Annotated in this window: 19 protein-coding genes; 9 read left to right on the top strand and 10 right to left on the bottom strand. The window is 41.7% G+C overall.

Annotated elements, in window-relative coordinates; all coding sequences use genetic code 11:
- Position 1: 1 nt before the first annotated feature.
- From LDO51_RS06800 to dmsD, 7 genes are all read left to right on the top strand, one after another.
- Positions 2 to 2,497: a TcfC E-set like domain-containing protein gene (locus LDO51_RS06800; RefSeq protein ID WP_225576827.1), complete on the top strand. Its 2,496-nt coding sequence runs from the start codon at positions 2 to 4 to the stop codon at positions 2,495 to 2,497.
- The gene (locus LDO51_RS06805; protein ID WP_336432186.1) at positions 2,484 to 4,121 is read left to right on the top strand and encodes a fimbrial protein; all 1,638 of its coding nucleotides are present in this window, start codon (positions 2,484 to 2,486) and stop codon (positions 4,119 to 4,121) included. The genes LDO51_RS06800 and LDO51_RS06805 overlap by 14 nt, the downstream gene beginning before the upstream one ends.
- A gap of 70 nt (positions 4,122 to 4,191) precedes the next feature.
- Complete coding sequence (locus LDO51_RS06810) at positions 4,192 to 4,869, top strand: fimbrial protein (RefSeq protein ID WP_225576829.1); 678 nt, start codon at positions 4,192 to 4,194, stop codon at positions 4,867 to 4,869.
- A 487-nt stretch (positions 4,870 to 5,356) separates the two neighbouring features.
- Positions 5,357 to 7,801, top strand: coding sequence for a dimethylsulfoxide reductase subunit A (gene dmsA, locus LDO51_RS06815; RefSeq protein WP_225576830.1), 2,445 nt, complete (start codon positions 5,357 to 5,359; stop codon positions 7,799 to 7,801).
- Positions 7,802 to 7,812: 11 nt separating this feature from the next.
- The gene (locus LDO51_RS06820; RefSeq protein WP_225576831.1) at positions 7,813 to 8,430 is read left to right on the top strand and encodes a DMSO/selenate family reductase complex B subunit; all 618 of its coding nucleotides are present in this window, start codon (positions 7,813 to 7,815) and stop codon (positions 8,428 to 8,430) included.
- A gap of 1 nt (position 8,431) precedes the next feature.
- A complete protein-coding gene (locus tag LDO51_RS06825) occupies positions 8,432 to 9,289 on the top strand; it encodes a DmsC/YnfH family molybdoenzyme membrane anchor subunit (RefSeq protein WP_132496824.1) in 858 nt (285 codons plus the stop codon).
- A 274-nt stretch (positions 9,290 to 9,563) separates the two neighbouring features.
- Positions 9,564 to 10,178, top strand: coding sequence for a Tat proofreading chaperone DmsD (dmsD, locus tag LDO51_RS06830; protein ID WP_225576832.1), 615 nt, complete (start codon positions 9,564 to 9,566; stop codon positions 10,176 to 10,178).
- A gap of 37 nt (positions 10,179 to 10,215) precedes the next feature.
- Here the strand turns inward: dmsD and LDO51_RS06835 are convergent, their stop codons facing one another.
- The 6 genes from LDO51_RS06835 to codB all read right to left on the bottom strand — a co-directional run bounded on the left by LDO51_RS06835 (position 10,216) and on the right by codB (position 16,663).
- Positions 10,216 to 10,824 (bottom strand): sulfite oxidase heme-binding subunit YedZ, encoded by a 609-nt coding sequence (locus tag LDO51_RS06835; RefSeq protein ID WP_225576833.1) that lies wholly within the window; start codon positions 10,822 to 10,824, stop codon positions 10,216 to 10,218.
- Positions 10,824 to 11,831 (bottom strand): protein-methionine-sulfoxide reductase catalytic subunit MsrP, encoded by a 1,008-nt coding sequence (gene msrP, locus LDO51_RS06840; protein WP_225576834.1) that lies wholly within the window; start codon positions 11,829 to 11,831, stop codon positions 10,824 to 10,826. The genes LDO51_RS06835 and msrP overlap by 1 nt, the downstream gene beginning before the upstream one ends.
- 89 nt (positions 11,832 to 11,920) lie before the next feature.
- Positions 11,921 to 13,285: a heavy metal sensor histidine kinase gene (locus tag LDO51_RS06845; RefSeq protein ID WP_225576835.1), complete on the bottom strand. Its 1,365-nt coding sequence runs from the start codon at positions 13,283 to 13,285 to the stop codon at positions 11,921 to 11,923.
- A complete protein-coding gene (locus tag LDO51_RS06850) occupies positions 13,282 to 13,953 on the bottom strand; it encodes a heavy metal response regulator transcription factor (RefSeq protein ID WP_225576836.1) in 672 nt (223 codons plus the stop codon). The genes LDO51_RS06845 and LDO51_RS06850 overlap by 4 nt, the downstream gene beginning before the upstream one ends.
- A 171-nt stretch (positions 13,954 to 14,124) precedes the next feature.
- Positions 14,125 to 15,423 carry a cytosine deaminase gene (locus LDO51_RS06855; RefSeq protein ID WP_211887047.1) on the bottom strand — a complete coding sequence of 433 codons (1,299 nt, stop codon included), beginning with the start codon at positions 15,421 to 15,423 and terminating at the stop codon, positions 14,125 to 14,127.
- The gene (codB, locus tag LDO51_RS06860; protein WP_225577235.1) at positions 15,416 to 16,663 is read right to left on the bottom strand and encodes a cytosine permease; all 1,248 of its coding nucleotides are present in this window, start codon (positions 16,661 to 16,663) and stop codon (positions 15,416 to 15,418) included. Before codB ends, LDO51_RS06855 begins: the two co-directional genes overlap by 8 nt.
- An 819-nt stretch (positions 16,664 to 17,482) precedes the next feature.
- Here codB and dcuC point away from each other — a divergent pair.
- On the top strand, positions 17,483 to 18,757 hold the full coding sequence (gene dcuC / locus LDO51_RS06865; protein ID WP_225576837.1) for a C4-dicarboxylate transporter DcuC: 1,275 nt from the start codon (positions 17,483 to 17,485) through the stop codon (positions 18,755 to 18,757).
- Between the two features lie 15 nt (positions 18,758 to 18,772).
- On the top strand, positions 18,773 to 20,038 hold the full coding sequence (locus tag LDO51_RS06870; protein WP_225576838.1) for an amidohydrolase: 1,266 nt from the start codon (positions 18,773 to 18,775) through the stop codon (positions 20,036 to 20,038).
- Positions 20,039 to 20,105: 67 nt separating this feature from the next.
- On the opposite strand, the gene LDO51_RS06875 is transcribed toward LDO51_RS06870, so the two are convergent.
- From LDO51_RS06875 to LDO51_RS06890, 4 genes are all read right to left on the bottom strand, one after another.
- Positions 20,106 to 21,347 (bottom strand): Zn-dependent hydrolase, encoded by a 1,242-nt coding sequence (locus LDO51_RS06875; RefSeq protein WP_225576839.1) that lies wholly within the window; start codon positions 21,345 to 21,347, stop codon positions 20,106 to 20,108.
- A gap of 398 nt (positions 21,348 to 21,745) precedes the next feature.
- Complete coding sequence (locus LDO51_RS06880) at positions 21,746 to 23,572, bottom strand: FUSC family protein (RefSeq protein WP_225576840.1); 1,827 nt, start codon at positions 23,570 to 23,572, stop codon at positions 21,746 to 21,748.
- 174 nt (positions 23,573 to 23,746) lie between these two features.
- A complete protein-coding gene (locus LDO51_RS06885; protein ID WP_225576841.1) occupies positions 23,747 to 24,031 on the bottom strand; it encodes a helix-turn-helix domain-containing protein in 285 nt (94 codons plus the stop codon).
- An 827-nt stretch (positions 24,032 to 24,858) separates the two neighbouring features.
- On the bottom strand, positions 24,859 to 26,469 hold the full coding sequence (locus LDO51_RS06890) for an inverse autotransporter beta domain-containing protein (protein ID WP_225576842.1): 1,611 nt from the start codon (positions 26,467 to 26,469) through the stop codon (positions 24,859 to 24,861).
- Between the last annotated feature and the right edge of the window lie 262 nt (positions 26,470 to 26,731).

The raw sequence follows: 26,731 nt of genomic DNA on the forward strand, positions 1-26,731 counted from the left end.
CATGCGTAAGAGTGTTATTGCTTTATCAATATTAAGCATTTTTCTTTCAAACACCATTCATGCCAGTGAGATGAAGAGTATTAAAATTGGTGGTTACATTATTCCTCCGGCATTTGTGAATGCATTGGAAGAAGGAATGTCTGTACCTGTTTTTTTACGATTAAGTGATGATGCTAAAAACAACCAAAGCGAAGATAAAATCGCAGATGCAGTTATTGTCATTGACCAAGGTAAAATTAAGTTATCGAGTATTCACCTCATTGACAGTACGCAAGGTCCGCAGCTGAATAGTTTGCTGGTTGATAAAATTGAAAATAAACAAGATGCCATTTTTGATGATAACAATGGTATTGTTATCGATAATAACGCGGCGCTGAAATTAAATATTTCGTCATTCAATTTATCATTGGATGTTGATAAAGCTGCATTTGCACCGAAAACCCATGCAAGGCATTCTGTATTAGGTGATTCATCCGTTAATTCGCTCTCAGCAGTGGCAAACTATGATTTGGGTGTATTCCAAAGTCAGGTAAAAAATGCAGAAAATAGCTCCAGTAGCTATTTCAATTTAGATGCGTTATTTGCGGCAGCAGAACACCATTTTAATATCAATGCGTCGGCTTATAGCATCGGAAAATCCAATGCAAGTGTTGAATTATACCGAGCAATGTACGAGCGTGACTTTAATGGGCTGCGTGTCGCATTGGGTTTAATGAGTACGTGGAATTTACAATCTATTGCGAGCTTAACTGCGTTGAGCAGTAGCAAAATTTATGCGGTCACTATTGGAAATAACTCTGAGAGTGTCGTCAATAATAAACAGCAGTCACTTACCCCTATTTATGCCTTCTTAAATAGCCCTGGTGAAGTTCGTATTTATCGCCAAGGTAAGCTTCTTAACATCCAAAACTTCCCAATGGGTAACTTTGAAGTGGATACCAGCATGCTGCCTTTTGGTATCTATGATGTCACTATCGAAACGGTTGTTGATGGAAAAGTGGTCACAACTCAAAACCAGACAATTAATAAATCCTTAGGGGCCATCGGAGGAAACTTCGACAAGCTGAACTGGGAAATGTACGGGGGTTATGTTGATTTCGATAAAAGAAATTATGCCCGTGGAGAAGGTCGCCATAGCCAAGCCCCAGAGAAAAGTTATTTAGCGGGAGCTTCATTCGCCTATAACTTCCCTGTGTTGTCAGGGATACGCTTTCAGATGTCAAACTATGGTTTTGATAAATTCCTAGTTCAAGAAACAAGCATTAACGCATCGATTAATAACTACATCTCAGTCTCTTGGCAGGGCATGCTGGAAAATCATGGCAGCCATCGCAACATTGGCACAATTTCTGTCAGTATTCCTGATGGTTATGGCTCCTTTTGGGCGTCACGAGAACGAACAGTGATTGAAGGGGATTTACCGCTTTACGATGCGGATAACTATTCCTATGGTGCGACAGTTAACTTCGACAAGATTATTGATAGAACGGGTTCATTCACGATCAGTAATACCAAAGATCGTCGTGTAGGCAGTGATTCAATTAACTACGAATATGCGAATACGCTGTTTTCTGGGCGCTATGGAACGGTTGGGCTCAGGGCGGGTGTACAGCGTTATCACTATGATAATCAAAACAGTACCAACGAAAAATATGTGAATCTGGACTTCTCATTACCGCTATCTACATGGTTAAGCACCGGTGTTTCTTCCTCGAATGGCAATATGAAAGCCAATATTTATGCCAACAAAAGTTTTGAGAACTCGCCGATCACCAATGCGGGAATTTCGGTGTCTAAGTTAGTGCGTGATAAAGATAATGGCGCTTCGGACTTTTCGACACTGGCTTACGCCTCTTATGACATGAAATATAACTCGGGTACCGTGACGATTAACCGACCGGATAGCGACCGACTCAACGGTAATTTAACCTCTCGCGGCTCTGTGGCTTATAGCAATGGCATGATCACACCAAGTGGTAACCAAGGAAAATCAGGGGTGATTATTAATTCTGAGATTCAAGGTAGCGGTAGCATGGTGGCGAAGGTGAATGGGCAAAATTACCCAATCAGCGGAAAAAATACCTTTATTCCATTGTCACCGTATTCAGATTACGACATCCAGTTAATGAACGATGGTAAGTCAAAAGACAGTTTTGACATTGTCTCTGGGCGCAATAAATCCGTCACGCTGTATCCGGGCAATATCGCGTTTTATCAACCAGAAGTTCGTCAGTTGGTCACGGTATTTGGACGGCTTAAATCCCCGGATGGTGAATACATAAAATATGCCTCTATTCGTAACCATATTGGGCGAACAAAAACCGATAAAAATGGAGAATTCTCCATGGACGTTGATGTGCGCTATCCCGTGATCTCGTTATTGCAAGAAGATGAGAAAACGATCTGCGAAGCCGATTTAAACCTACAAGGAGCACGTGGTGCTTTATGGGTAGGTGAGGTGACCTGTGAGCCGCAATCTAGTTATGCGAAAAGATAATGAGAATTTAACGATGAAGAGAAATAGATTTCTTATATTCATAATAGCCCCTTTTATTTTGAATTTTTTATTGGGCTCGGTAACGCACGCTGCCACAGTAACTAACAGCTATGTTTTTATTGAAAATAACGTTGATGACGAATATTTCATTACACCAAGAACAACGGATCCGCGTTTTTCGGGGGCCAATAAATATACGCGTTACTCAAAATCGCTACAGCTTAGTTTGGGCTATATGGGGTATGTTAATACGTCCATTCAGGCAAACCAATTTTTTGATATCTGGTTAGAAAACTCTCAGATAGATAGACCATTTACAGGGAATCGGTGCATGCGGGGATATTGTAATGACGACAGTGGTTATTGGCCTGCGCAATATTTTAGGAAAGATGGTGCATACAAGATAGTGCAAAGTAATATTAATGGGGAATCTTACTATGCGAGAGGGATCTTCAGCGATTCTGCATACCAATATTTTCTTAAATTACCTGTAGGGACTGTTGAAAATTATAGTTATCGTTCTTGCATGACAAAAATAGATTATGACCCAAGTAAAGGTGAGACTTGCCGAAGTGTAGGTGGCGAGATTATCGCATCCCATGAATTCAATATTACTAAATCTGGGCATATCAAGCTGACTTCAACGGGAGCGTTGCAAGAGATTTTTATAGACAGTAATGGCAATCCAACCTTAGGATTAGGCTCTCAATTTTGCAGAGTCGGTATCGTATTAAATCAAAATGGGATTATCTGCCAAGTTGTCGACCATGAAACAAAGGGTGAGATATTCGCCAATATTATGTTGAGTTTAAAAGTTAATAACACATTGATTCCGTTTGTACCTGCGGCTCACACCATTTTAATTGGCCCCGATGATGGAGGTAATAGCTGGTATTATTACAATACAACTTACCCTGCGAGTTATTACTTTAAAAGCAACAATAGGAATGTATCGATATTTTTATCTAATACATTTTTGAAGCAACTTGTGTCGTCTAATGTTGATTTTAAAAATAGCCAAGAGTTTTTTACGTTTTCATTTACCAACTCAGCGGTACCTCAATCTGGTTATTATGAGTTCACACCGTCCAATACGATTATTCTTAAACCGCGGGATTATGGGATCAGTATTATTCCTTCCGACTTTAACCCGAACCAATCGAAAACGGGGAAAGTGGGAAATGAAGAGCCGCCAATAGAATTTAATTATATTGTGACGACCAGTGGACCAAGGCAGGCAGACTCTATCACCGCTAAAGTGGAAGGCCCAAGTACCACACTAAAAGGACAATCGTACTGTTTATTTAGCTCAGATGATGACAAATTCAAAGTGCCATTTTCAGCGTATTTATCGTTTAAAAATTACACGGGAAGCTTAGAGTCCTATCGAGCCAGTTGTGATAGTAATGAAATCTCCCTCAAAAATGCACTATGGGAAGAGACACCGTGGGCAAAACCGAATGAAGATTTAGGTTCATTTTATCGCACGAATTTAGATTTATCATTTCCAATGAATGAAGCGAACTCATTCTTTACGCTAGATGGGATTGATTGGTTAGGGACAGTTTCAGCAAGCGGTAATGTGACGGTAAAAGCCATCTGGACAGGCCCCGATATCCATTAAATATGGTCCATTTTTTAGGCGACTTATTCAATCTTAAGTCGCTTTTTTCTTCAGCACTAACAGGCTAAACATGAAATTAAATTCTTTGCTGAAATTCTTACTTCTTTTTATGATTATTTCCTTCAATCATAGTGCTAACGCGCTATACATTAGCTCGGATATCTCTTCGATGGATTCCGACAAAGAATTTTTTTCTAAGCCCTATATTAATGATACGAAAAAGACCAATTTATACAGTTTTAGTGCGTATCAAATTGATAAACCGGGCAGTCATGAGCAAGGGCGAGCTATTCATAATGGGGAAATTATCTTTACTCCGCTGAAGAAAATTTTATTACCGGGTGAGCAGGAATTCTTTAAAATTTTTTATCGCGGAACCGCGGACAACCAAGAGCGCTATTACAAAATCATCATTAGTGAAACGACACTTGAAATGCAAAATGATAATGAGCAACGTAAACAGCCGCTGTTTTACCCAACGGTCAGTTTAGAAACTTACTTTGTCGTGAGACCCAAGCAGCCTGATTTTAAATATATGCTCGACCAAAATGCAGGCATCTTGAAAAATACAGGGAATACCTACTTTAGAGTGTTGCTGCATAACAATTGTGATGCAGAGGATGATACCGAGCCTTACGTCCTTTACCTATTACCTAACCAAACGTATCAAGATGCGCGTTTAACCAAGAAAAGCCGCAAGTACATTGTGATTTTTGATAAATATTACGCCGTGGGTAATTGCGAGTAATTGTATTTTACTTCTGGGAGCGGAGGTTTTTTAGGTATTTAATATTGATAATGAATATCATTTATAAATAACTTATTTTCACATGAAAACTATCAGCTAAATACAATAATAATCATTTAGGAGTTGATAAAACCTTATCGTATTATTTTTTATAATCATTTGAAATGAAGGTTTTATATATTATAAATGTTTTTTTATGTGTTTTACTATATAACGAATTTCCAGAATTAACCGCGAGTTAAGCGGTAAAAAATAGTTCATTATGTTGATTATCAATGTGTTTATTGATGTAAGACAATCTCTCAAATTCCCCGATTGATATTATTAACTCAATCAAAAATTCTAATTACCTCTAATTATGTGACTGGCAGTTTTATCGCTAATAGCACACTAACTACATTTTTTATTCCATTATTTTAGCGAAAAAGTTCAGCGAAAAAACTTCTTATTATTTTAAGCAATTGCAATTTAAGTGAGCGAGTTATATATGGCCAATATAAAAGAGAAAGCTGCTGTTTTTGCTCCTCTTAGCCGTCGCGGCTTTGTGAAAGCGGGCGCCGTGACAGGTTTAGCCGCTGCTGCGGGAGGATTTTCTCTTCCGTTTAGCGCTTCAGCGGAAACAGAGCAAAAAACATCGACACCATCAGGAAATGAAAAAGTTGTTTGGAGTGCGTGTACAGTTAACTGCGGAAGCCGTTGCCCTCTGCGCATGCATGTCGTAGATGGCGAAATCAAATACGTTGAAACCGATAATACAGGTAATGACGTGTATGAAGAGTTGCACCAAGTGCGTGCATGCTTACGTGGTCGCTCTATGCGCCGCCGCGTCTATAACCCAGACCGTCTGCGCTACCCAATGATGCGCGTAGGCAAACGCGGTGAAGGTAAATTTAAGCGTATTAGTTGGGAAGAAGCCTTCGACGCTATTGCTGACAACATGAAGCGCTTAATTAAAGATTATGGTAATGAGTCTATTTACCTAAACTACGGTACAGGTACCCTTGGCGGTACCATGACAAAATCATGGCCACCGGGCGCGACTTTAATTGCTCGTCTCATGAACTGCTGTGGTGGTTATTTAAATCATTATGGCGATTACAGTACCGCACAAATTGCGGCAGGTCTGAATTACACCTTTGGTGGCTGGGCGGACGGTAACAGTCCATCAGACATCGAAAACTCTAAATTAGTCGTGATGTTTGGTAATAACCCGGGCGAAACGCGTATGAGCGGCGGCGGGGTGACTTACTATGTTGAACAAGCACGCGAAAAATCTAACGCAAAAATGATCATCATCGACCCTCGCTACACCGATACGGGTGCAGGGCGTGAAGATGAATGGATCCCAATTCGTCCGGGTACTGATGCGGCGCTCGTTAACGCTATCGCGTATGTGATGATCAAAGAAGACTTAGTGGATAAGCCATTCTTAGATAAATATTGCGTGGGCTACGATGAAACCACCATGCCAGCTGGCGCGCCAAAAAATGCGCACTACAAAGCTTATATCCTGGGTGATGGCCCTGACGGTCAAGCGAAAACGCCAGAATGGGCAGCATCCATCACAGGTATTCCGGCAGATCGCATTGTGAAATTAGCCCGTGAAATTGGTACTGCAAAACCGGCTTATATTGTGCAAGGTTGGGGTCCTCAGCGTCGTTCAAATGGTGAATTGACGTCTCGCGCTATCTCAATGCTGGCGATTTTAACCGGTAACATTGGTATTCATGGCGGTAACACGGGTGCTCGTGAAGGCTCTTACAGCATTCCATTCGTGCGTATGCCGACCTTAACTAACCCGGTGCAAACCAGCATTTCCATGTTTATGTGGACAGACGCCATCCTGCGTGGTCCTGAAATGACCGCTACCCGTGATGGTGTCCGTGGTAAAGACAAATTGGATGTACCAATTAAAATGGTATGGAACTACGCAGGTAATTGTTTAGTTAACCAACATTCAGAAATCAACCGTACCCACGATATCCTGCAAGACGAATCGAAGTGCGAAATGATTGTGGTGATTGATAACCACATGACCGCCTCTGCAAAATATGCCGATATTTTACTGCCAGACTGCACTGCGTCTGAGCAAATGGATTTCTGTATGGATGCTTCTGCGGGGAATATGTCCTACGTTATTTTTGCTGACCAAGCTATCAAACCGCGTTTTGAAAGCCGCAATATCTATGAAATGACCAGCGAAATTGCCAAACGTATGGGTGTCGGTGAACAGTTCACGGAAAATCGTACCCAAGAAGAGTGGTTGCGCCATTTATACGAACAATCTCGCGCTGCATTACCTGAGTTGCCAACGTTCGAAGAGTTCCGTGAGCAAGGTATCTTCAAAAAACGTGATCCTAAAGGTCACCATGTGGCTTACCAAAGCTTCCGTGAAGACCCAATTGCAAACCCATTAACCACGCCATCAGGCAAAATCGAGATCTATTCCGAGCAATTAGCGGAGCTGCAAAATTCATGGGAGCTGGAAGAGGGGGATGTTATCCATCCACTGCCAGTCTATTCCGTTGGGTTTGAGCAGTACGGCGATCCATTAATGGCGAAATTCCCATTACAGTTGACGGGCTTCCACTATAAATCACGTACCCACTCAACCTATGGCAACGTGGATGTACTGAAAGCGGCTTGTCCTCAAGAGTTATGGATCAACCCACAAGATGCGGCGAAACGTTCCCTGAAACAGGGGGATTTAGTCCGTGTATACAATGACCGAGGCGAAGTGCGTGTCAAAGTCAAAGTCACCCCGCGTATTTTACCGGGTGTGGTTGGTTTGGGTGAGGGTGCATGGTATGACCCTGATGGTAACCGCGTTGATCATGCGGGCAGCATTAACGTGCTGACTACGCAGCGTCCATCGCCACTGGCGAAAGGGAACCCATCACACTCTAATCTTGTTGAAGTTGTGAAAGCTTAAGGATGCCAGATATGTCAACGCAATATGGTTTTTATATCGATTCAAGTCGTTGCACTGGCTGCAAAACCTGTGAGTTAGCCTGCAAAGACTTTAAAAATTTATCTCCAGAAGTGAATTTCCGCCGTATTTATGAATACGCAGGGGGGGATTGGACTGAGCAAGATGGCGTTTATGGACAGAATGTTTTCGCCTATTACCTGTCGATTTCGTGTAACCACTGTGATGACCCAGCGTGTGCCAAAGTGTGCCCAAGCGGTGCGATGCACAAACGCGAAGATGGGTTTGTGGTGGTGGATGAAGAAGTCTGTATTGGTTGCCGCTATTGCAGCATGGCATGCCCTTACGGTGCGCCTCAGTTTGACCAAGAAAAAGGCCATATGACCAAGTGTGATGGTTGCTATGAGCGTGTTGCAGAAGGCAAAAAACCAATCTGTGTGGAATCTTGCCCATTACGGGCATTGGATATGGCACCGATTGAAGAGCTACGCGCCAAATATGGGGATTTAGCGGAAATCGCACCGTTACCATCGGCTGAGTATACTCATCCAAATATCGTCTTAAAATTGAATGCCAATAGCAAACCTGTCGGTGATACCACGGGTCATCTGGCTAACCCGGAGGAAGTTTAATATGGGCGCGGGAATTCATGAATGGCCATTGATGTTTTTCACCGTTATTGGTCAAAGTGTTGCAGGTGCATTTATTGTGATGGCAGCGGTTTTGTTAAGTGGAAAATTATCCCCTGAACTTAACCGTAAAGTGCATTACAGCATGTTCGGCCTGTGGGTGTTAATGGGGATTGGTTTCTTACTATCCACGATGCACATGGGGACACCACTGCGTGCATTTAATGCCTTCAATCGCCTAGGGGCTTCTTCACTGAGTAATGAAATTGCTAGTGGTGCAATCTTCTTTGCCTTTGGGGGCTTGTATTGGTTGTTGGCAGTGTTAAATAAAATGCCTGCTGCACTAGGTAAATTATGGTTAGTGGTGGTGGCTGTTCTTGCGGCTATCTTTGTGGTGGCAACTTCCCGTGTGTACCAAATCCCAACGGTACCAACATGGAATAACAGCTACACCATGATCAACTTTGTGCTAACGGCATTCTTAGGTGGGCCTATCTTAGCCGCGTTGCTATTGCGTGTGGCTGGGTTTGACCTGCAATGTATTCGTCGTCTCCCTGCATTGAGTGCGATAGCATTATTAGTGAGCGCAGCCGCCGCTATCTCTCAAGGATTTGACTTGGCGAGTATTGAAACCGCGGTACAAAAAGCAACGGATTTAGTGCCTGACTACGGTTTCTTAATGGATATTAAGATTGTCGCCGTTGCGATGGGTCTGGGCTGCTGGATCATGCCGTTAATCGCGAAACGTAATCCATCCGTCATCAACTTGGGTATTGGTACCCTGTTAGTGCTGGCGGGCGAGATAGTTGGACGCGGTGTGTTCTATGGTCTGCACATGACCGTGGGCATGGCAGTTAACTAATCATCACTACAAAGGCTTAGCAGATGGTTGCTAAGCCTGAGGTTGATAACAAAGAGGGATAAAAGCGTGGTTTTTCCCTCTTTGTGTTATCAGGCGAAAATCAATAAATTGATTTTCCTCGTTAATTTTACAACCCAAACGAGCCATTTCCAAACCTGATGGTTTTGTCAATGGTCTGAGGCTTAGCAACCTTTTGCTAAGCCTTTCGTTCCCAAGAATTTTTATCAATAATAAACAAAACAACACATAACACATGAACAGTGGATTACACACCATGAACGAACTCGCTTTAAATGATGTTTCTGTGACAGCTCGGATCCTTGGTGCGGCATTCTATTATTCCCCTGACCAAGTGCCTGAGATTATCGAATTATTGGTATCAGGTGAGTGGGTAGCAGATTGGCACTATGGCTCTGAAGAGCAAAAACAAGGGATTGCCGCAGAGATGGCGGCACTGCAACGTGATGATGAAACCCTAGATGAGGCCTATCAACGCCTCTTTATTGGCCCTTACGCACTCCCTTCTCCACCGTGGGGATCGGTCTGGCTCGATAAAGAAAATGTGCTGTTTGGCGAGTCTACCTTGCAACTTCGAAAGTGGATGCAAGCCAATCAAATTGATATTCATTTAACCCAAAACGAACCCGAAGACCATTTTGGTTTATTGATGATGATGGTGGCTTGGGTAGCGGAACATCAACCTGAAAATCTTTCTGAATTATTAGGCAAACATATTTTGCCATGGGGCCTGCTGTATTTAGGCAAAATGCAGGAAAAAGGCGATTCACCATTTTATGTGGGGCTGAGTAAGCTGGCGCATTTAACGCTGGTGGCTTGGCAGGATTCGATGAATATTGAAGCGGATAAAAAACTGATTTTTTATCGCTGATGAGTCGGTTGGCGATCTTGGGGATCGCCAATTTATCCTAAGGTTTGATTGGCTGTTTTTGTTGGATCCAAACGCGATAAGCAAAGGCACTGCCCACTAACCCTAAGTAAATAATCGGCTCAGGCGTTAAGGTTTTTAATGACAAAGCATAGTGGCAAAGTGCGAGTAATAGCGTTGGGTAAAGCAGCATGTGAATTCTTTTCCACCATATGCCTAAGCTTATTCGTATGCGGTTGAATGAACTCACCGCCATCAAAAATAAGCATAGCCAAGCAGTGGCACCAATCACTAAGTAGACCCGCGAAAAAACCTCTTCGAAAAAGAGTGCCCAATTATTGATGCCAATCTCCAGTAATAAATAGCTACTCAAATGCAGTACAGCCCAGAAAAAACACCATAATCCCAGTAATTTTCGTGTCTGAAACAGCGCGGTAAATCGCAATAATTTAGCGATAACCGGGATCAGTGCGATAACGACGAGTAAACGCAAAGCAGCTATTCCGGTAAAATGTTGGATGTCTTTAGCGGGATCAGCGCCAAATTGCTGGGTATCAATTAAAAAAATCAGCCATACCAAAGGAAGCAGAGCAATAAGATGAAAGCCTCCTTTGGTTAATCTCACTAATAACCTGTTTTCTTGAGGCATTAGAAGTATCTCCGCAAGTCCATCCCCTGATACAAGTTTGCGACTTGGTCACCATAACCATTAAACAGCAAAGTAGGTTGTCGGGTCACTTGACCTAAACCCCCGGCACCAATAAAACGCTCGGTGGCTTGTGACCAACGAGGATGATCAACTTGCGGATTCACATTGGCAAAAAAACCATACTCACTAGGCGCGGATAGGTTCCATGTAGTATCTGGCATCTGCTCGGTTAGGCGAATTTTGACGATAGACTTAATTCCTTTAAAGCCATATTTCCAAGGAACAACCAAGCGGATCGGAGCGCCATTTTGATTAGGTAATGTTTTTCCATATACGCCAGTGGCAAGTAAGGTTAGCGGGTTCATGGCTTCATCTAAACGCAGTCCTTCAACATAGGGATAAGATAACCCACCGCCGATATAACGGCTTTTTTGGCCCGGCATTTGTTCAGGAGCATAACGAGTTTCAAAGGCAACATATTTGGCTTTGCTGGTGGGCTCCACCAATGCCAATAATTTGGCTAATGGAAAACCAATCCAAGGAATAACCATCGACCAAGCCTCGACGCAGCGCATACGATAAATACGTTCCTCTAAGGGAAACTTGGTGTTGATATCATCTAAATTAAGGGTCAAAGGACGATTCACTTCGCCATCAATGGTGATTGTCCATTCGTCGGTAATGAGGGTATGCGCATTTTCAGCGGGGTCAGATTTTCCTAGCCCAAACTCATAAAAGTTATTATAGCCAGTCACTTTATCTTCAGGTGTCAGGGTTAACGATGACTGAAACTCCTCCGGCTGAATAAATGTCAGCGCTTTTCTTGGCGCTGAGGGTGTTGCTGGCGTATCGTCACTTAACCAAGAAAATAAGCCTGCATTTGCTGTCGCGGCAACGGTTAAACCTGCCGCCCCCACACCTAAGGCTTTGAGCAGTTGTCGGCGCTTCATAAAAAAAATGGATTCATCCGTGATTTGAGATCCAGGGATTTTAGGTAACTTTTTCATTGTGCGCTCCATAGCAAAAAGAAGAATGAAATCAGTTATACCGAATGCGTGATCAAAGTGGCTGACAGTAAGATGACAAATTTGTCATCTTACTTAATTGTAGGAAATTTTAGGGTAATGATGCTGGTGCCTGCATGGTGTTCAAAGCTAACCGAACCGCCATGCAGTTCAACAATGGCTTTGACAATCGCCAGACCTAATCCGGTTCCCTCTGTAGTTCTGGCATTATCTCCGCGCCAAAAACGAGTGAAAATTTCCTCACTATTTTGTAGCGGTTCTCCTTGGTTAGTGATGCAGATTTCTCGTTGCTGAGGATGCTCAATGATTTGGGTAACCACGCGAGTATTTGGGTGAGAGTATTTAATCGCATTAGCGATAACATTCATGAATACACGGCTCAGTAATACCGGGTCAGCATCAAGCATGAGGGTTGAAGGTTTACAATAAAGCGTAATCTGTTTCTCTTCTGCATAAGCAGAAAATAGCTCATAAACATCATTCACTAATCCTGAGACTGAGAGATTTTCTCGATTTAACGTAATATTTTTATTTTCAGCACGTGCAATAAATAACGTGCTTTGGATCATCTGTGCCAGCTTATCGAGCTCTTCAATATTACTAATGATGACGTCTTCATATTCGCTAGCACTGCGGGAGCGCTGGAGCGTAATTTCATTTTGCACTCGAATGGCATTAATGGGCGTTCTTAACTCATGAGCTAAGTCATCGGCGAACTGGGTTAGTTTAACAAAGTCATGTTTTAGCCGTTGGCGCATCGTATTCATTGATTCGCCCAGTTCTTTTAACTCTTGTGGAAGCTTCGCAATATCGATCGGATCATTCAGCGCATGTACGTCCGTTTTGATCGTGATCTGGCTCAGTGATTGAATATCGGAGAGCCCTTTTTTCAGCAACCATAAACTCAGTAACCCCATCAGCAGTATTGAGAGAGCAGATACAAGCACGCTTTGGGTTAAATATTGGGTTAATACCCCGCTGCGGTCGACGGAGACTTTACCGAGTACCACATGGAGCTGCCCTAATGGTGAGTTCATGGCGAAATAGACTGCGGAGATGGGGATATTTTGTGCGGTTTGCCAATGGTTGATGGCATGAATATTGAGTTGCCCAAGGTTCACTAACCGCAGTGGTTGGGTATCCAGAAGTTCGCTGTTAGTCGCGACGAGTATGTGCCCACTCGCATCAGAAATTTGGATCAAATCTTGGCGCATGTCCATCATGCTTTGGAAATACATCGGTAGCGTTTTGATATCGATGCCACCGGAAATTAACTTAGCAAGCTGCTCTGCACGGTTCACTAGCAAATTATTGTCTTGTTCAGACAGCTCATTCTTCAGCGAGTGATACAAAACCCATGTCACGATGCCAGCATTAGCGACCATCAGAATGATAAACAGGGAAATAAGTTTAAAGCGTAACGACTTTTTTTTCATTCTATTGGCCTATTTAAGCGGTATCCCATCCCTCGAATGGTTTCGATAAGCTTGACCTCAAACTCATCATCAATTTTTTTTCTCAATCGACGGATGGCGACATCGATGATATTGGTATCACTGTCAAAATCGATGCCCCAAACTTCACTGGCAATTAAGGTTCTTGGTAAAATTTCATCGCTATGCAGCACGAAAAACAGCAACAAAGAAAACTCTTGGCGGGTTAAGATAATTTTCTTTCCTCCGCGTTCAACATCATGGCGGGTCAGATCTATCTTTAAATCTGCAATAGTCATGGTTGTCGAGCTTGGTTGATTAACTTTGAGTTGGTTTTTAACACGCGCTAATAATTCAGAAAACGAAAATGGTTTTACAAGGTAGTCATTGGCACCGAGCTCTAAGCCTTTAATACGATCATCTACGGCATCCCGTGCAGTGAGGCAAATAACGGGAATGCTTTTCGCGGTGCGTAAGATTTTTAAAATATCCCAGCCACTCATACCGGGCAGCATGATATCGAGAATAACCAATTGATAATTGTTTTCTAAAGCAAAGTAGAGTCCATCGCGACCATCATTAGCCACATCCACTAGAAAACCCGCTTCTTCTAAGCCATTTTTAACCCAACCTTGGGTTTTAAGGTGATCTTCAATTAATAGTATTCTCATGGAAACCCAGCACTCGTGTTATTTGACTTAATTCATCTTAAAGAAACTTTTACTGTAAAGAAACAGTCTGGGGTTTAGCAATAAAAATGAGGTATATGAAGATATTTCAGGGGAGAAAAACACGGGGAACTCATTGATTGCAGGTTCAACAAGCCCCGTGTTGGGGTAAGCTTAGTTTTCGCTATGTGGCTGGTAGCCGTAACGAATTGTCTCGACATCGTCGAGTTGAATTTGGGTCACGGTTGGCTGCGTAGTGGCAATCACGCGACCATCGCGGATGGAATAGCGTACTGGCACTTGGCGGCGTACTGCATCAAAACCATTTTCGGCAGGCAGGATCAGCAGGCTTGCGCGTTTCCCTTCATCGATACCGTAATTTTGCAAATTCAAGGTTTTCGCGCTGTGCTCAGTGATAAGCTTCAGGCCATCATTAATCTGACCATAGCCCATCAATTGGCAAACATGCAGACCCATATGCAGCACTTGCAGCATATTCGCGGTACCCAGCGGATACCACGGGTCGAACACATCATCGTGACCGAAGCAGACGTTGATATTGGCGGCGAGCATTTCCTTCACGCGGGTGATCCCACGACGCTTTGGATAGGTATCGAAACGACCTTGTAAGTGAATATTCACTAACGGGTTGGCGACGAAGTTAATCCCTGACATTTTCAGCAGACGGAATAAACGTGAAGCATAAGCGCCGTTATAAGAATGCATTGCCGTTGTATGGCTGGCAGTAACGCGTGCGCCCATATTTTCACGATGAGCAAGGGCGGCAACGGTTTCGACAAAACGTGACTGTTCATCATCAATTTCATCACAGTGAACATCGATTAAACGGTCATACTTTTGTGCCAGCGCAAAGGTCTTATGAAGTGATTCCACACCATATTCACGGGTGAATTCAAAGTGCGGGATGGCCCCGACCACATCTGCCCCTAAACGTAGCGCTTCTTCTAATAGCTCTTCGCCGTTTGGGTAGGACATGATCCCCTCTTGTGGGAAAGCAACGATCTGCATATCCACCCAAGGCGCGACTTCTTTTTTCACTTCCAGCATGGCTTTCAGTGCCGTTAAAGTGGCATCGGAAACGTCAACGTGGGTACGAACATGTTGGATACCGTTAGCTATCTGCCACTTTAGTGTTTGCCAAGCGCGCTGTTTTACATCGTCATGGGTCAGCATCGCTTTGCGTTCTGCCCAGCGTTCAATCCCTTCAAACAGGGTGCCAGACTGGTTCCAATTTGGCTGCCCAGCGGTTTGGGTTGTATCCAAATGAATATGTGGCTCAACAAACGGAGGAATAGCTAAACCACCTTCACCATCAAGGCTGTTGGCTAATACTTCACCTGCGGGCTGCGGAACGATAGCTTTGATTTGTTGATTTTCAATATCGATTCGCCACAGACCTTCACGCTCAGGTAAACGGACATTGTGGATATGTTGAATATGTTGATTAAGCACGGGTCATCTCCGAATTAGTGGCGTGTATGCGATTCAATAGTGGATTCAAAATGGCGTAGCAGATAGCGCCGCCAAGCACGGCGTTAACAGGGACAATGCCTGGCAGCCAATGTCCTGCGGCAACACCCGCAGCCACGGCGATTAACGCACTGATATTCACATCACGCATTTTGCTCATGTCAAAAGTGGCATAGCGATGACGATACATTAAGTAATCCGCGATGATAATGCCACCAATCGGTGGAATGGCTGCGGATAAGAAGGTCAGCCAGCTAACAAAGTTGTTGTACAGCCACAGTGCGCAGAGTGTGCCCACTAAGCCGTTGATAATGGATAACGTCTTGCTGGATAAGCCCGTAATGTTGGCGAACCCTAAGCCGGAAGCGTACAGCGCGTTGTCGTTGGTTGTCCAAATGTTCAAACCAAGCACGATAATTGCTGGTAAGAGTAACCCTTGCGCTATCATCACGTCGGAGATATCCGCCATGCCTAATGAAGCTGCGCCCGCCGCACCGAAGATAAACATCAGTGAGTTGCCTAAGAAGAACGCCACAATCGCCACCAGTACCGCGATTTTCGGCTTACGCCCGAAGCGTACGAAGTCAGCGGTTAAGGTTCCTGCGCTGACAAACGAGCCGACAACCATCGCCAGTGCGAGGTTGAAATCGATTGGTTGTTCCGGTTTTACCATTTGCAGAGCGCTTAAACCACCGGCATCAGTGACAGCAAGATACACTGAGTAGCTTCCTAAGATAGCAATGGCAGGTACGGCAATAATGGAGAGGATGGTTAACGCGGAGATACCAAAGAACACGGTGACGGTCATCAAAATACCGGAAATACCAATCAGTAAGTTGATATCCCAGCCCGTAGCTTTACCGACGGGAATGGCGAACATGGCAACGCCGACACCGAACCAGCCGACCTGTGTACCGCCAAGTAAGAAAGAAGGGAGCCAAGAGCCGCGAATACCGAAAGAATAACGAGCAAGAAGGTGGGTTGTTAAGCCTGTTTTTGAACCGATAAAACCAAGGAAGGCGGTGTAGACACCAAGAATAAGATTACCAATGAGAACTGCGAGGAAGAAATCGTTGAAACTAAGACCGGTACCGAGAGCGCCTCCGGTCCACATACTGGCGGAAAAGAACGTTAAACCCAGCATTACAAAGGTTAATGCGAGTCCGCCTTTTCTTGCGGATATGGGTACTGGTTCATGACTATAATTTTTATCACCGGACACATTTTTATTACCGGACACAGTTGCCTCCTGTCGCTATTCTCTGGCCAAAAAAATCTGACGAATTCTATAGCCGTAAAAACAAAAAGCAAACGTTTTCATACATGCTTAAAAAGAATTAATGAATGGTGTTTTTGCTCGTTTTTTATTCTAGTCTGTCGCGTAACTGGAAAGGGAGTAAGACGGTAAAAAGCCGGATGGGGTGAGATAAAACTACGATAAAAATCAGGGGGCAAAACAACCAATGATACAAATAAAGAACGTAAAATTAAGATAAAAAACTTCCGAATGTGTGGGGGTTAATGATTCGTTTTTTTTATTTATATTTATGCAATAAAATATAATGCTCAGCTGGTTTTTAATATTTTATTTAATATTACCTTTATAAAAGGTTATTTGGGATTTACTGCTCGTTTTTTTGAGGTAAACATGATTTTAATCTAAATTGGAATCTATATTTATAAATATAACTATTTATGTAATTTAATATTTTATCATTTGATAAGTAAAGAGTAAAAAAAGAGTTTCAATATTGCAAAAATGATAATAACGTTAATTTTATAGTCATTTTGACGAGATTTAATGTTTCTTGTCGTTTTAATATGGTTATGTTTTTAAAGAATATTTTTTAATTTTGAATGATTTTTTTATAGTAAACATCGCGCTGATCACAAAATGGCAGTTAATTTCTATATAGGGAGTTAAAATTGATATCCCTCAATTAAATAAAACAATTAAAGTTCAAAATGAATTACCAATTAAAAATTCATTCTTTTCTTTGTTTGTTCTATCTATTTCTCCAGGGAATAAAAGAGGTCAGTCATGATAATACAAATTATCGCGGCATTAATTATCGTTGCTACAATTTATCTTTTAATTAAAAAATATGAAACTCGGATGGTATTAATTGCTGCGGGGCTAGTACTTTGTATTATTAGTCTCGTGCCAATGGATGCCTTAAATGCATTTAGCGAGCGCATGGTTTCGGCTCCGCTGATCCAAGCCATTTGTTCCAGTATGGGTTTTGCTTATGTAATGAAATACACCAAGTGCGATAAACACTTAGTGCTGGTGCTATCTCGTGTTTTAACTCGACTGGGTTTTTTCCTGATCCCCGCAGCGGTCGTGTTGACTTTCTTTATTAACATCGCGATCCCATCTGCAGCAGGGTGTGCCGCTGCGGTTGGTGCGACATTGATTCCATTGCTGATTGCTGCGCGTATTCACCCCGCTATTGCAGGTGGTGCCGTGCTGTGCGGTACGATAGGTTCTATGCTGAGCCCTGGGTTGTCACATAACCCATTTGTGGCGCAGATGTCGAACATGAGTATTGTTGACTTAATTGCTCGCCACGGGCCATATAGCTTAGCGGTTGGAGGCATCGCCGCCGTTTCTTTAGCTATCGTTGCTTTAGTGAAAAAAGAGTACAACATGAAAGCGGTTGTCGAAGTGAATGGCACTGCGGGTACAGAACAAAATGTAGCGGCAGAACAACCAAATTATCTTTACGCGACAGCGCCGTTTATTCCATTAATCCTATTAATCCTGCCATTTATGGATGCGTTGAAAGCGTATCAAATCAGTGTGCCAGCGGCGATGGTCATTGGGGCAATTTATGCGTTAGTGATCACGCGTACTAACCCTTCAACCATTACTAAAGAGTTTTTTAAAGGAATGGGGAATGCCTATGGGGATGTTCTTGGGATCATCATCGCTGCCGCCGTTTTCTCTGCGGGTCTTAAAGCATCCGGCTTAATTGATTCCTTCATTGGTTTTCTGATCCACTCTCCTGAATTCGCACGTTGGGGAGGGACATTGGGCCCATTCTTAATGGGAATTATCACGGGTTCAGGTGATGCGGCCGCGTTTGCTTTCAACGAAACGGTAACCCCATTTGCCCAGCAATTTGGTTATGAAATTCCTGATTTGGGGATGGCTTCTGCAATTTCAGGCGCATTGGGTAGAACCATGTCACCGTTGGCGGGTGCGGCTATCGTCTGTGCAGGTTTAGCCAATGTGAACCCGATGGAAATTGTGAAGCGTACTGCGCCCGGCATGATTGTTGGGGTGATCTTCATTGCGCTCATCATGCTTTAATTTTAAGGAGATAACATGTCAAACATCACATTAGAACAACTGACTCAATGGCGTCGTGAATTCCATCAATATCCGGAAATTGGTTGGTCTGAGTTTTTAACCACAGCAAAAATCGTTGAAGAGTTGCGCAGCCTGAATTTAGACGTGAAAGTGGGTCCACAGGTGATCAATCCTGAATATGCCTTCGGACGTCAACAAAAAGTGGTGGATAAAGGTTTAGCGGTGGCAAGAAAGCACCAAGTTGATGAAAATCTGCTGGCTGAAATGCAGGAGTTGACAGGGTGCGTTGCTATTTTTGATAGCGGTAAAGCGGGACCGACGGTAGCACTACGTTTTGATATTGACTGTGTCGGCGTGACAGAAAGTACCGATGAAACCCATCGACCAAAAAATGATAGTTTTAGCTCTTGCCATCCCGGTGAAATGCATGCGTGTGGCCATGATGGGCATATCGCGATTGGTTTAGCCGTTGCACATTGGCTAGTGGCAAATAAAGAGAGCTTATCTGGCAAAGTAAAATTGTTATTCCAACCTGCGGAAGAAGGCGTTCGTGGTGCGAGAGCGATGGCAGAAAGTGGCATTGTGGATGATGTGGATTATTTCTTAGGGGCACACTTAGGGTTCATTGCCAATAGTGGTGAAATTGTGATTAACCCAACCCATTTTCTCTGTACAACAAAACTGGATTTTCGCTTCAAAGGTGCACCGTCTCATGCAGGCGCTGAGCCTGAATTAGGGCGTAACGCGTTAGCAGGTGCTTGTCATGCCACAACGCAAATGTTGGGGATTTCAAGACACGGTAAAGGAATGTCGCGCATTAACATTGGGGTACTGAATGCAGGTGAGGGGCGAAATGTGACGCCATCCTATGCTCAAATGCAGATAGAAGTCCGTGGCGAAAATGAAGAGATCAACCGCTTTATGAGCGAAAATGCGATTCGCATGGCTGAAGGCTCCGCACACAGTTTCCAGCTAGAAATGGAAAGTGAAGTGATGGGTGAAGCGGTTGATTTAACTAATGACCAAGAGCTGATTGACACCTTGGCAAGTGTGGTAGCACAACATGGGGAATTAACTGCGGTGGCGACTCGACCATTTGGCGGTAGCGAAGATGCCACTATCTTGGCAAAACGCGTGCAGCGTCATGGGGGGAAATCTCTGTATTTTGTTGTCGGTGCAGATAGAACCGCAGGGCATCACCAAGCTAATTTCGATTTCGATGAAAAACAGATGTTAACAGCCTATCAGCTGTATACCGGATGTTTGGTGTCATTAATGTAATTTTGGTGATAGGAAAGAGCCACTGAGAGAGTAATCTCCCAGCGGCTCTTTTTATTTCGATAAGGCTTTATTTTGCTAAAGAATGCAGGGCATCTTTCAATAGATTGGCGGCAATAATAATGTCGTCGAAATCAGTAAACTCATCAGGGTGATGACTAATCCCATTTTTTGATGGCGTGAAAATCATTGCGGTTGGGAATTTTTGGGCGATATTCATCGAGTCATGACCTGCACCGCTCAACATTGTCATATAACCGATGTTTTGTTCAAGGCAATGCTGTTCAATACACTGACAAATCTCGTTATCTAATTTCACTGGTGCTTCCGTTGAAATTTCACGGATCTGAATCGAAACATCGTTGTCTTGTTCCGATTTTCTAATGGAATTTTTCAAGTGAGTGGCAACGCGGGCAATACTTTCTGGCTCAATACCGCGAATATCAACCAAGAAATTCACTTCACCGGGAATAACGTTCATGGAATTTGGATATACATTGAGTTTCCCAATGGTACCGACGGTTCCCCATACAGATTCACGGCAAGCCGCTCGGTTTACATCGCTGATAATGGTGGCGCTGGCCACTAATGCATCGTGGCGCTGATACATTGGAGTAGCACCGGAGTGATCCGCATGTCCGGTGACCTGAACTTGGAAGCGGGTTGGCGCCGCAATTCCGTTCACAATTCCCACTGATTTTCCTTCCAGCTCAAGGCGTCGACCTTGTTCGATATGCATTTCGATAAAAGCAGAATAATGGTTATCAGCCAATTGGCATTGTTCAATTTCGTGGCTTGGGTAACCAAGGCTATCTAAGACATCGAAAAAGCTGTGTCCATCATCATCTCGGTTGAGGGCCCACTTTTCACGATCAACTTTCCCAAGTAACACTTTGCTGCCAATACATGAAAAACCAAACCGGCTGGATTCTTCAGCCCTAAAAATGACGAGCTCAAGAGAGCGAGATAATTGTTTTGGCTCGAATTGCATCAACGCATAAAACCCTGCTACGACACCAAGCGTACCATCATAAGCGCCACCATTAGGAACCGTATCCAAATGAGAGCCAGTACCAACAGCAGGTAAATTGGGATCTTTTCCCGGTAATCGGCAAAAAATATTCCCTATCGCATCTTGGCGAACAGTAAACCCAGCTTTTTGCATGGTTACTATCATGTATTGGTGTGCCAATTGGTCTGTGGGTGTATAGGCCAAACGTGTCACACCTTTATTTTCAGGATAAACAGTAAAGGATGCTAATTTTTCAAATAATAATTTCATTTCATTAGTAGAAAATAATTCCCTAGTCATGAAAACCTCTTTCATAAGTTGTAATCAGATATATTTAAATTTTTTGGAATAAGAAGGATTAAAAATAAAAAGCAGGAAAATATAAAAATTATTATGAGTATCACTATGCAAATAGGACTCGGGTAAGTCAAACAGAAGTATGAAAAAGAGAGGGTTGCATGATATTTATCAAATTACTGATATTAAACGAAAATATAACAAATTTTACGTTTGTGGTAGATTTTGATTATCGAGGATTTATCTAAAAGTTTTTTAAATAAATCCATGATTTTTGCATTATTTATTGATTGTATGTTGGGATTCTATAATTTAAATAAGAGATTTATTTTTGATAATCAATTTAAAGCAATAATTTATTTTATTGTTTTCAAACTTTCATTAATTGTTATTTTTTATATTCAATTGTTAGTGTCCAAATAATGTAAGTAGAGATGGACATCATTATACAATTGACGTAATTCAGTACTATTTTGTTGTCTACGTAATAGTGTTTGCAGAAGACGGTGAATTTTTTCAACATCAGGCTGTGGGTGCTGTAAACGTAAAATGAGCCCTTTTAGGGCACGATTGTATGATTCAGAGGCGGAAAATTGTTTATAAACTTGAATCAGATTAAGCCAAATAGCGTGGCGGACAGCAAAAAATTGTATTGTTCTATCAAATGGATATTCACTTTTGCGTGCCAATATTAACCCGCTAAATAGGCGATGACTCATCTGTGATGTTGAGGGTTTTTGTCCGGCAATAATCTTATTAAGACCCAGTATAAATTGTTGTTCACTGAGTAAAATAAGGTTTTGGTAACGTTTCTTCGGATTTGTTGGGTAAATCCAATAAAAAGCCCCCATTGCAACTAACGGCCCACAAATAATGGCGATGGCATTACCGAGGCTTTCTGGAAAACTTAATGTAAAAGGGTAACTTGGTTGCAGTAAGATCAAAGAGACCATGATGTAATCAAAGGCGATTAAAATCAGTTTTTTGTGGGCAAAAACCAAAATTCCACTGATGATGACGGGCACAATAAATAAGGTCATTTGCCATGATGATGATGCAAATGGCCATAGACACCAAGTACAAATCAACGCGGCAAGTGCCCCTAAAGATTGTCCGGTGAAGATGTTTTTCATAAACCTAGCGGGGTAATCGAGGGATGCAAACAGTGCGATCATCACCGATAACCCCAGAGTTAAATACGCCAGAGCTTGCCATTGAGTTACTAACCAGAGTAAGCCAACGGTGGCAATGGAAACGAAGGAGCGTGCAAAAGTTTGCCAAGCGGCAATGCGATCATGGTGGAGTTTTAGCTTATCTACACGGTGTTGTGCCTTGATGGATAACCCTTTTGACACATAAAACAGTGGGATTAAGAGATTTTTCAATATGCCATTCGGGCACAGAGACAGGATATGTTTCCATTGGGATTCGGTCGGTTGTATTTCTGGGAATGGAAATGCAGCTACCCCTTTAAATTTATCAAGTTGTAGCAAAATCTGGCTTTGAGCGAGTAGTTGTTGGCGGGCTTTTATGACTTGTTTACGATGATAACGCCACCCAATACGGTTAGCTTCTAACTGCTCATCATAGGTGGTCATTTTCTGCCATAAGGTGTCAATGTCCTGTTGTTCAATAGATTCTTTTTTATATAAAGAGCGGTGCAAAATCGTGTAAAACTGCTGATCAATTTGTTGTTTGAGGGCTATGATAGAGGCTTGTTCACGCTTGGGGGTGAACAAAAAGTTAAACAAAACGGCGCATAAGACGCCCACTAAAATGGTCCAAAATCTATCCCATGCTACGGAAAAAATATTGTCTGTAGCATGAACGCTGAGCATGCTCACCATTACTGCAGAATAACCCGCTAAAAAAGTACCATAAGCCACAAAGCTTTTTTGTAGTTGCCCAATACCGCTGCATGCGCCTAACCATCCTGCTAAACCAATAACAAAAAGTAACGGGCTGATTAGGTTAATTTGAATGAGTGCAATGCCGGCAACGACACCAATAACTGTACCTGCAAACCGCCACCAACTTTTTTCTAATAAGTTTTCACGCCAAGGTTGCGCTGATGCCCATACGGTCATTGCCGCCCATTGGGGGTGAGTAAGTCCTGCATATTCAGCAATAAATAGCGCGAGAATAGATGCGCAGGCAGTGATCATTGCAAAGCGTAAACGGTCAGAATCAAATCCGAATCGCTGCATTAATGTAGTTAGTTGTGACATGGTATTTTGCAGATTGGTGAATAGAATTGGGTATAGAGTAGTGCTTGTGGCGGGAAATCGCAAATAGGACATGATTAGATGAAAAAATAGGAAGCTAAAATAAAAAGTAAAAGCGCTAGAGATAGGCTTTTACTTTTTATGCTTCTTTAAATAGCACTAATGAAATTCTTTATATTAGGCGTAAGACTCAGTAAGTTCTTTTGATTTATGCTCATGAGAAATATCACTATTATCTTGAAATATATCAGAGAAGATATCGCTAATATTCACATCCAATATTTTCGTTACTCGCGCTAAACAATCAATATCAATGCGATTGACGCCACGCTCATAACGGAAAAGCTGTTGTTCACTAATATCACATTCTTTAGCGAGTTGAAAAACAGTATAACCTTGCGATTTTCTTAATGATTTTATTTTCTGCCCAACAGCATAGGCAATGGGAAATTTTCTATTCATGTTTATTCTCTATAAAATTATAATTGTAAAATAATGGTCAGAATTAGTTTTAGAAACAATAAGTATTGCTTAATATAGTATTAATTTTTAAAAAAATAGTTGGATATATAGTGAGCATCAAGAGTCACTAAGTAAATAATATACTATTCTCATGAATGTTTTCAATTGCTCCCAAAATGACAATATAATTATATTAATTTTTAGATTTATATTTACCTTAAATGAATATTGAAAATTAATTCATTTATTTCATGGCGTTAGGTTTGTTTTTTTATAGGTATAGAACAAATGTATATTTTAATACGGTATTATTTTTTAGTGTTAAATGTCAACATTAATCAATTTACCAAAATATAAATCTAAAAAAAATTAAAATAAAGTATTAGCTATATTTGATGAGTTGATTTCCTTATAGGAAATTAGCTTAATATCTTTTTATTATTAGATATATTAGATATAGATATCAATCTAAGAGGATCATTATTTGATCAGTTTTTATGTTATGCTGCTAAATAAAACAAATGACAGAGGTTAATAAATTATATGGTTTTTTTGTTTTTTATTTTCGCTGTTTTTCATCATATGGAAATAATGAGTGACTATTATGTTAATACTTTGTAGGTATTTCTTCAGTAAGGGCTACCCCCCCCAATAGGGGAGCGTAGTCTCGATGTGCTTAAGATTATTTTTAACTCTGATGTCATGAAGAGTGACCTATTTTAATGAAAGCTATATTTTATTTGATAGTTCAACAAGGTTTTTCCAATCACAGTCAGAAATGATGATGGTTCAAATTTAATTTCTGTATTAATGTGGTTATTTACAATCTAGCTATTACCTGAAGTGCTTGTATTGGCTCTTTGTGCAATAAAAATATGAACGACAGATTTTGATGATGAATTGCCTTTTTTATCTGTTGCTAGAACACTTATGGTATAACTATTAGCATTCTTCACATTATTTTTATCCGCGGGCAAGACAATACTGTATTGACCATTTTCATTGAGAAGATATCCCCCTGAGGCAACTAATGATTCTGTACTCCAAGTGAAGTGGCTCAATCCATATTGGCTGTTTACTGTGACATTCAGAGGTATTTTTTCTCCTGCTTGGCCCATGATAGTGTCTGTAACAAATAAATGGATCAGCTCATTCTTTTGGTAATCTAAAATAATATGATTGTTACGACTGACTAAATCATAACGATTACCCATGAGTGAACGAAATGCATTGACGGATTGTGGATCCAAATGTTGCTTCAAACTTTTGCCAAATTGGTAGTTTAGTTGTAAACCAACCCGCGAATCTTTTTTGCTGGCTTTCCCTTGACGATGTTCTGCATTCAATGTGATTAATGGAATCGGCGTATAGTTGAGGCCGACATTGATGGAGTAGGGGTTGCGTTGTAAATTTTTGGTGCCGAATAGGGCAACAGCGTCACCATAATATTGCTCGTAAGTGAACTTTCCACCAATATGTGGATAGGTAGGTAGCCAACCTTCTGCGCTGAGATTCCATCCATTGGACGGTCTGGCTGAGTGATCGACTAATTCTCGAGCATTGCGCCAGCGACTAAGACGATGGTAGCTGTTGCCTGACAGTTTTAAGAAATCACGACGATATTCAATGCCTAGCCCTACACGAGAATGACCTCGAGACACATCATAATCAAAGAAGGTGTTTCCTCCGATCATCTGTTTTTCATCGTACCAACGTGTACCTAAACCTAGATTGGTTTCGATACGACCTTCCTTACGGTGAAAGCTACCTTGAGTAAACAGTAGGTTATTTTCGCCTTTATAAAGGGGAAGTAACAAATCAATCTGTGAATTTTTGAGTGAAAATTTTTTATCCGCTTCTAATTTAATTTGTGAACTACCAAAGTGATTAAACCAATCTTGTAGATAACTACTCGCTGCCGTTGTGATTATTTCACGTGCAAATGTTTTTGTTTTTTCATGATTAGGCTGTTTAGTAAAAAACTGACCAGCTTTTGATGCAAATTGGGCAAATTTAATTTCATCATCACTGACCGCGGGAGAAGGCGCGTAAACGGGCTTTTCATTTTCGTCCGCAAGGGTTGGCAAAGGCGCCATTGGAATATCCAGTTCATCGCCTGCTTTAAGAGACTCAAAGCTACGAGAGAAAGTTCGAAACTGATTGAGCTTACGTAATTGGCTCAAGTTGATATTGTATTTTGTTGCAATACTCTGGACGGATTCTCCCGCTTGCAGTATGTAGGGCTGTGTTTCTCTGAGTAGAAGCGTACTTTTTTTAGGTAATAAAAAAGTACGAGGCTGATTCACTTGTTCAGTAAATGCGTTAGCGGTAATGGGTAAAAAAATAGATGTCAAAATGAACATGACATGTGTGGTAATTGCTAGCCAAACAATAAATGTCAGGTAATAAAAAATAGAATCCTTAGATTTGATAACCATTAAAAAACTCCAGAAAAGGTTTAATTAAAAAAGTGATAATGATTTTAAAAATCCCTATTCCTGAGCTGTTCCTGCGCTATTCCTGATTTTCATGCAGCTAAATAGATGAGTACTTAATACTTAATATTTATTATCCTGTGAGTCTTATTTACAGATTTACAGAGACTATGCTTATTCTATTTATATTTCATTTGAATAATTTGGAATTATATTTAATGACAAATAGATTCCAATTAATTCTGTTTTTATATATTAATGGTTG

The organism is Providencia alcalifaciens (assembly GCF_020271745.1).
GTDB lineage: Bacteria > Pseudomonadota > Gammaproteobacteria > Enterobacterales > Enterobacteriaceae > Providencia > Providencia alcalifaciens_B.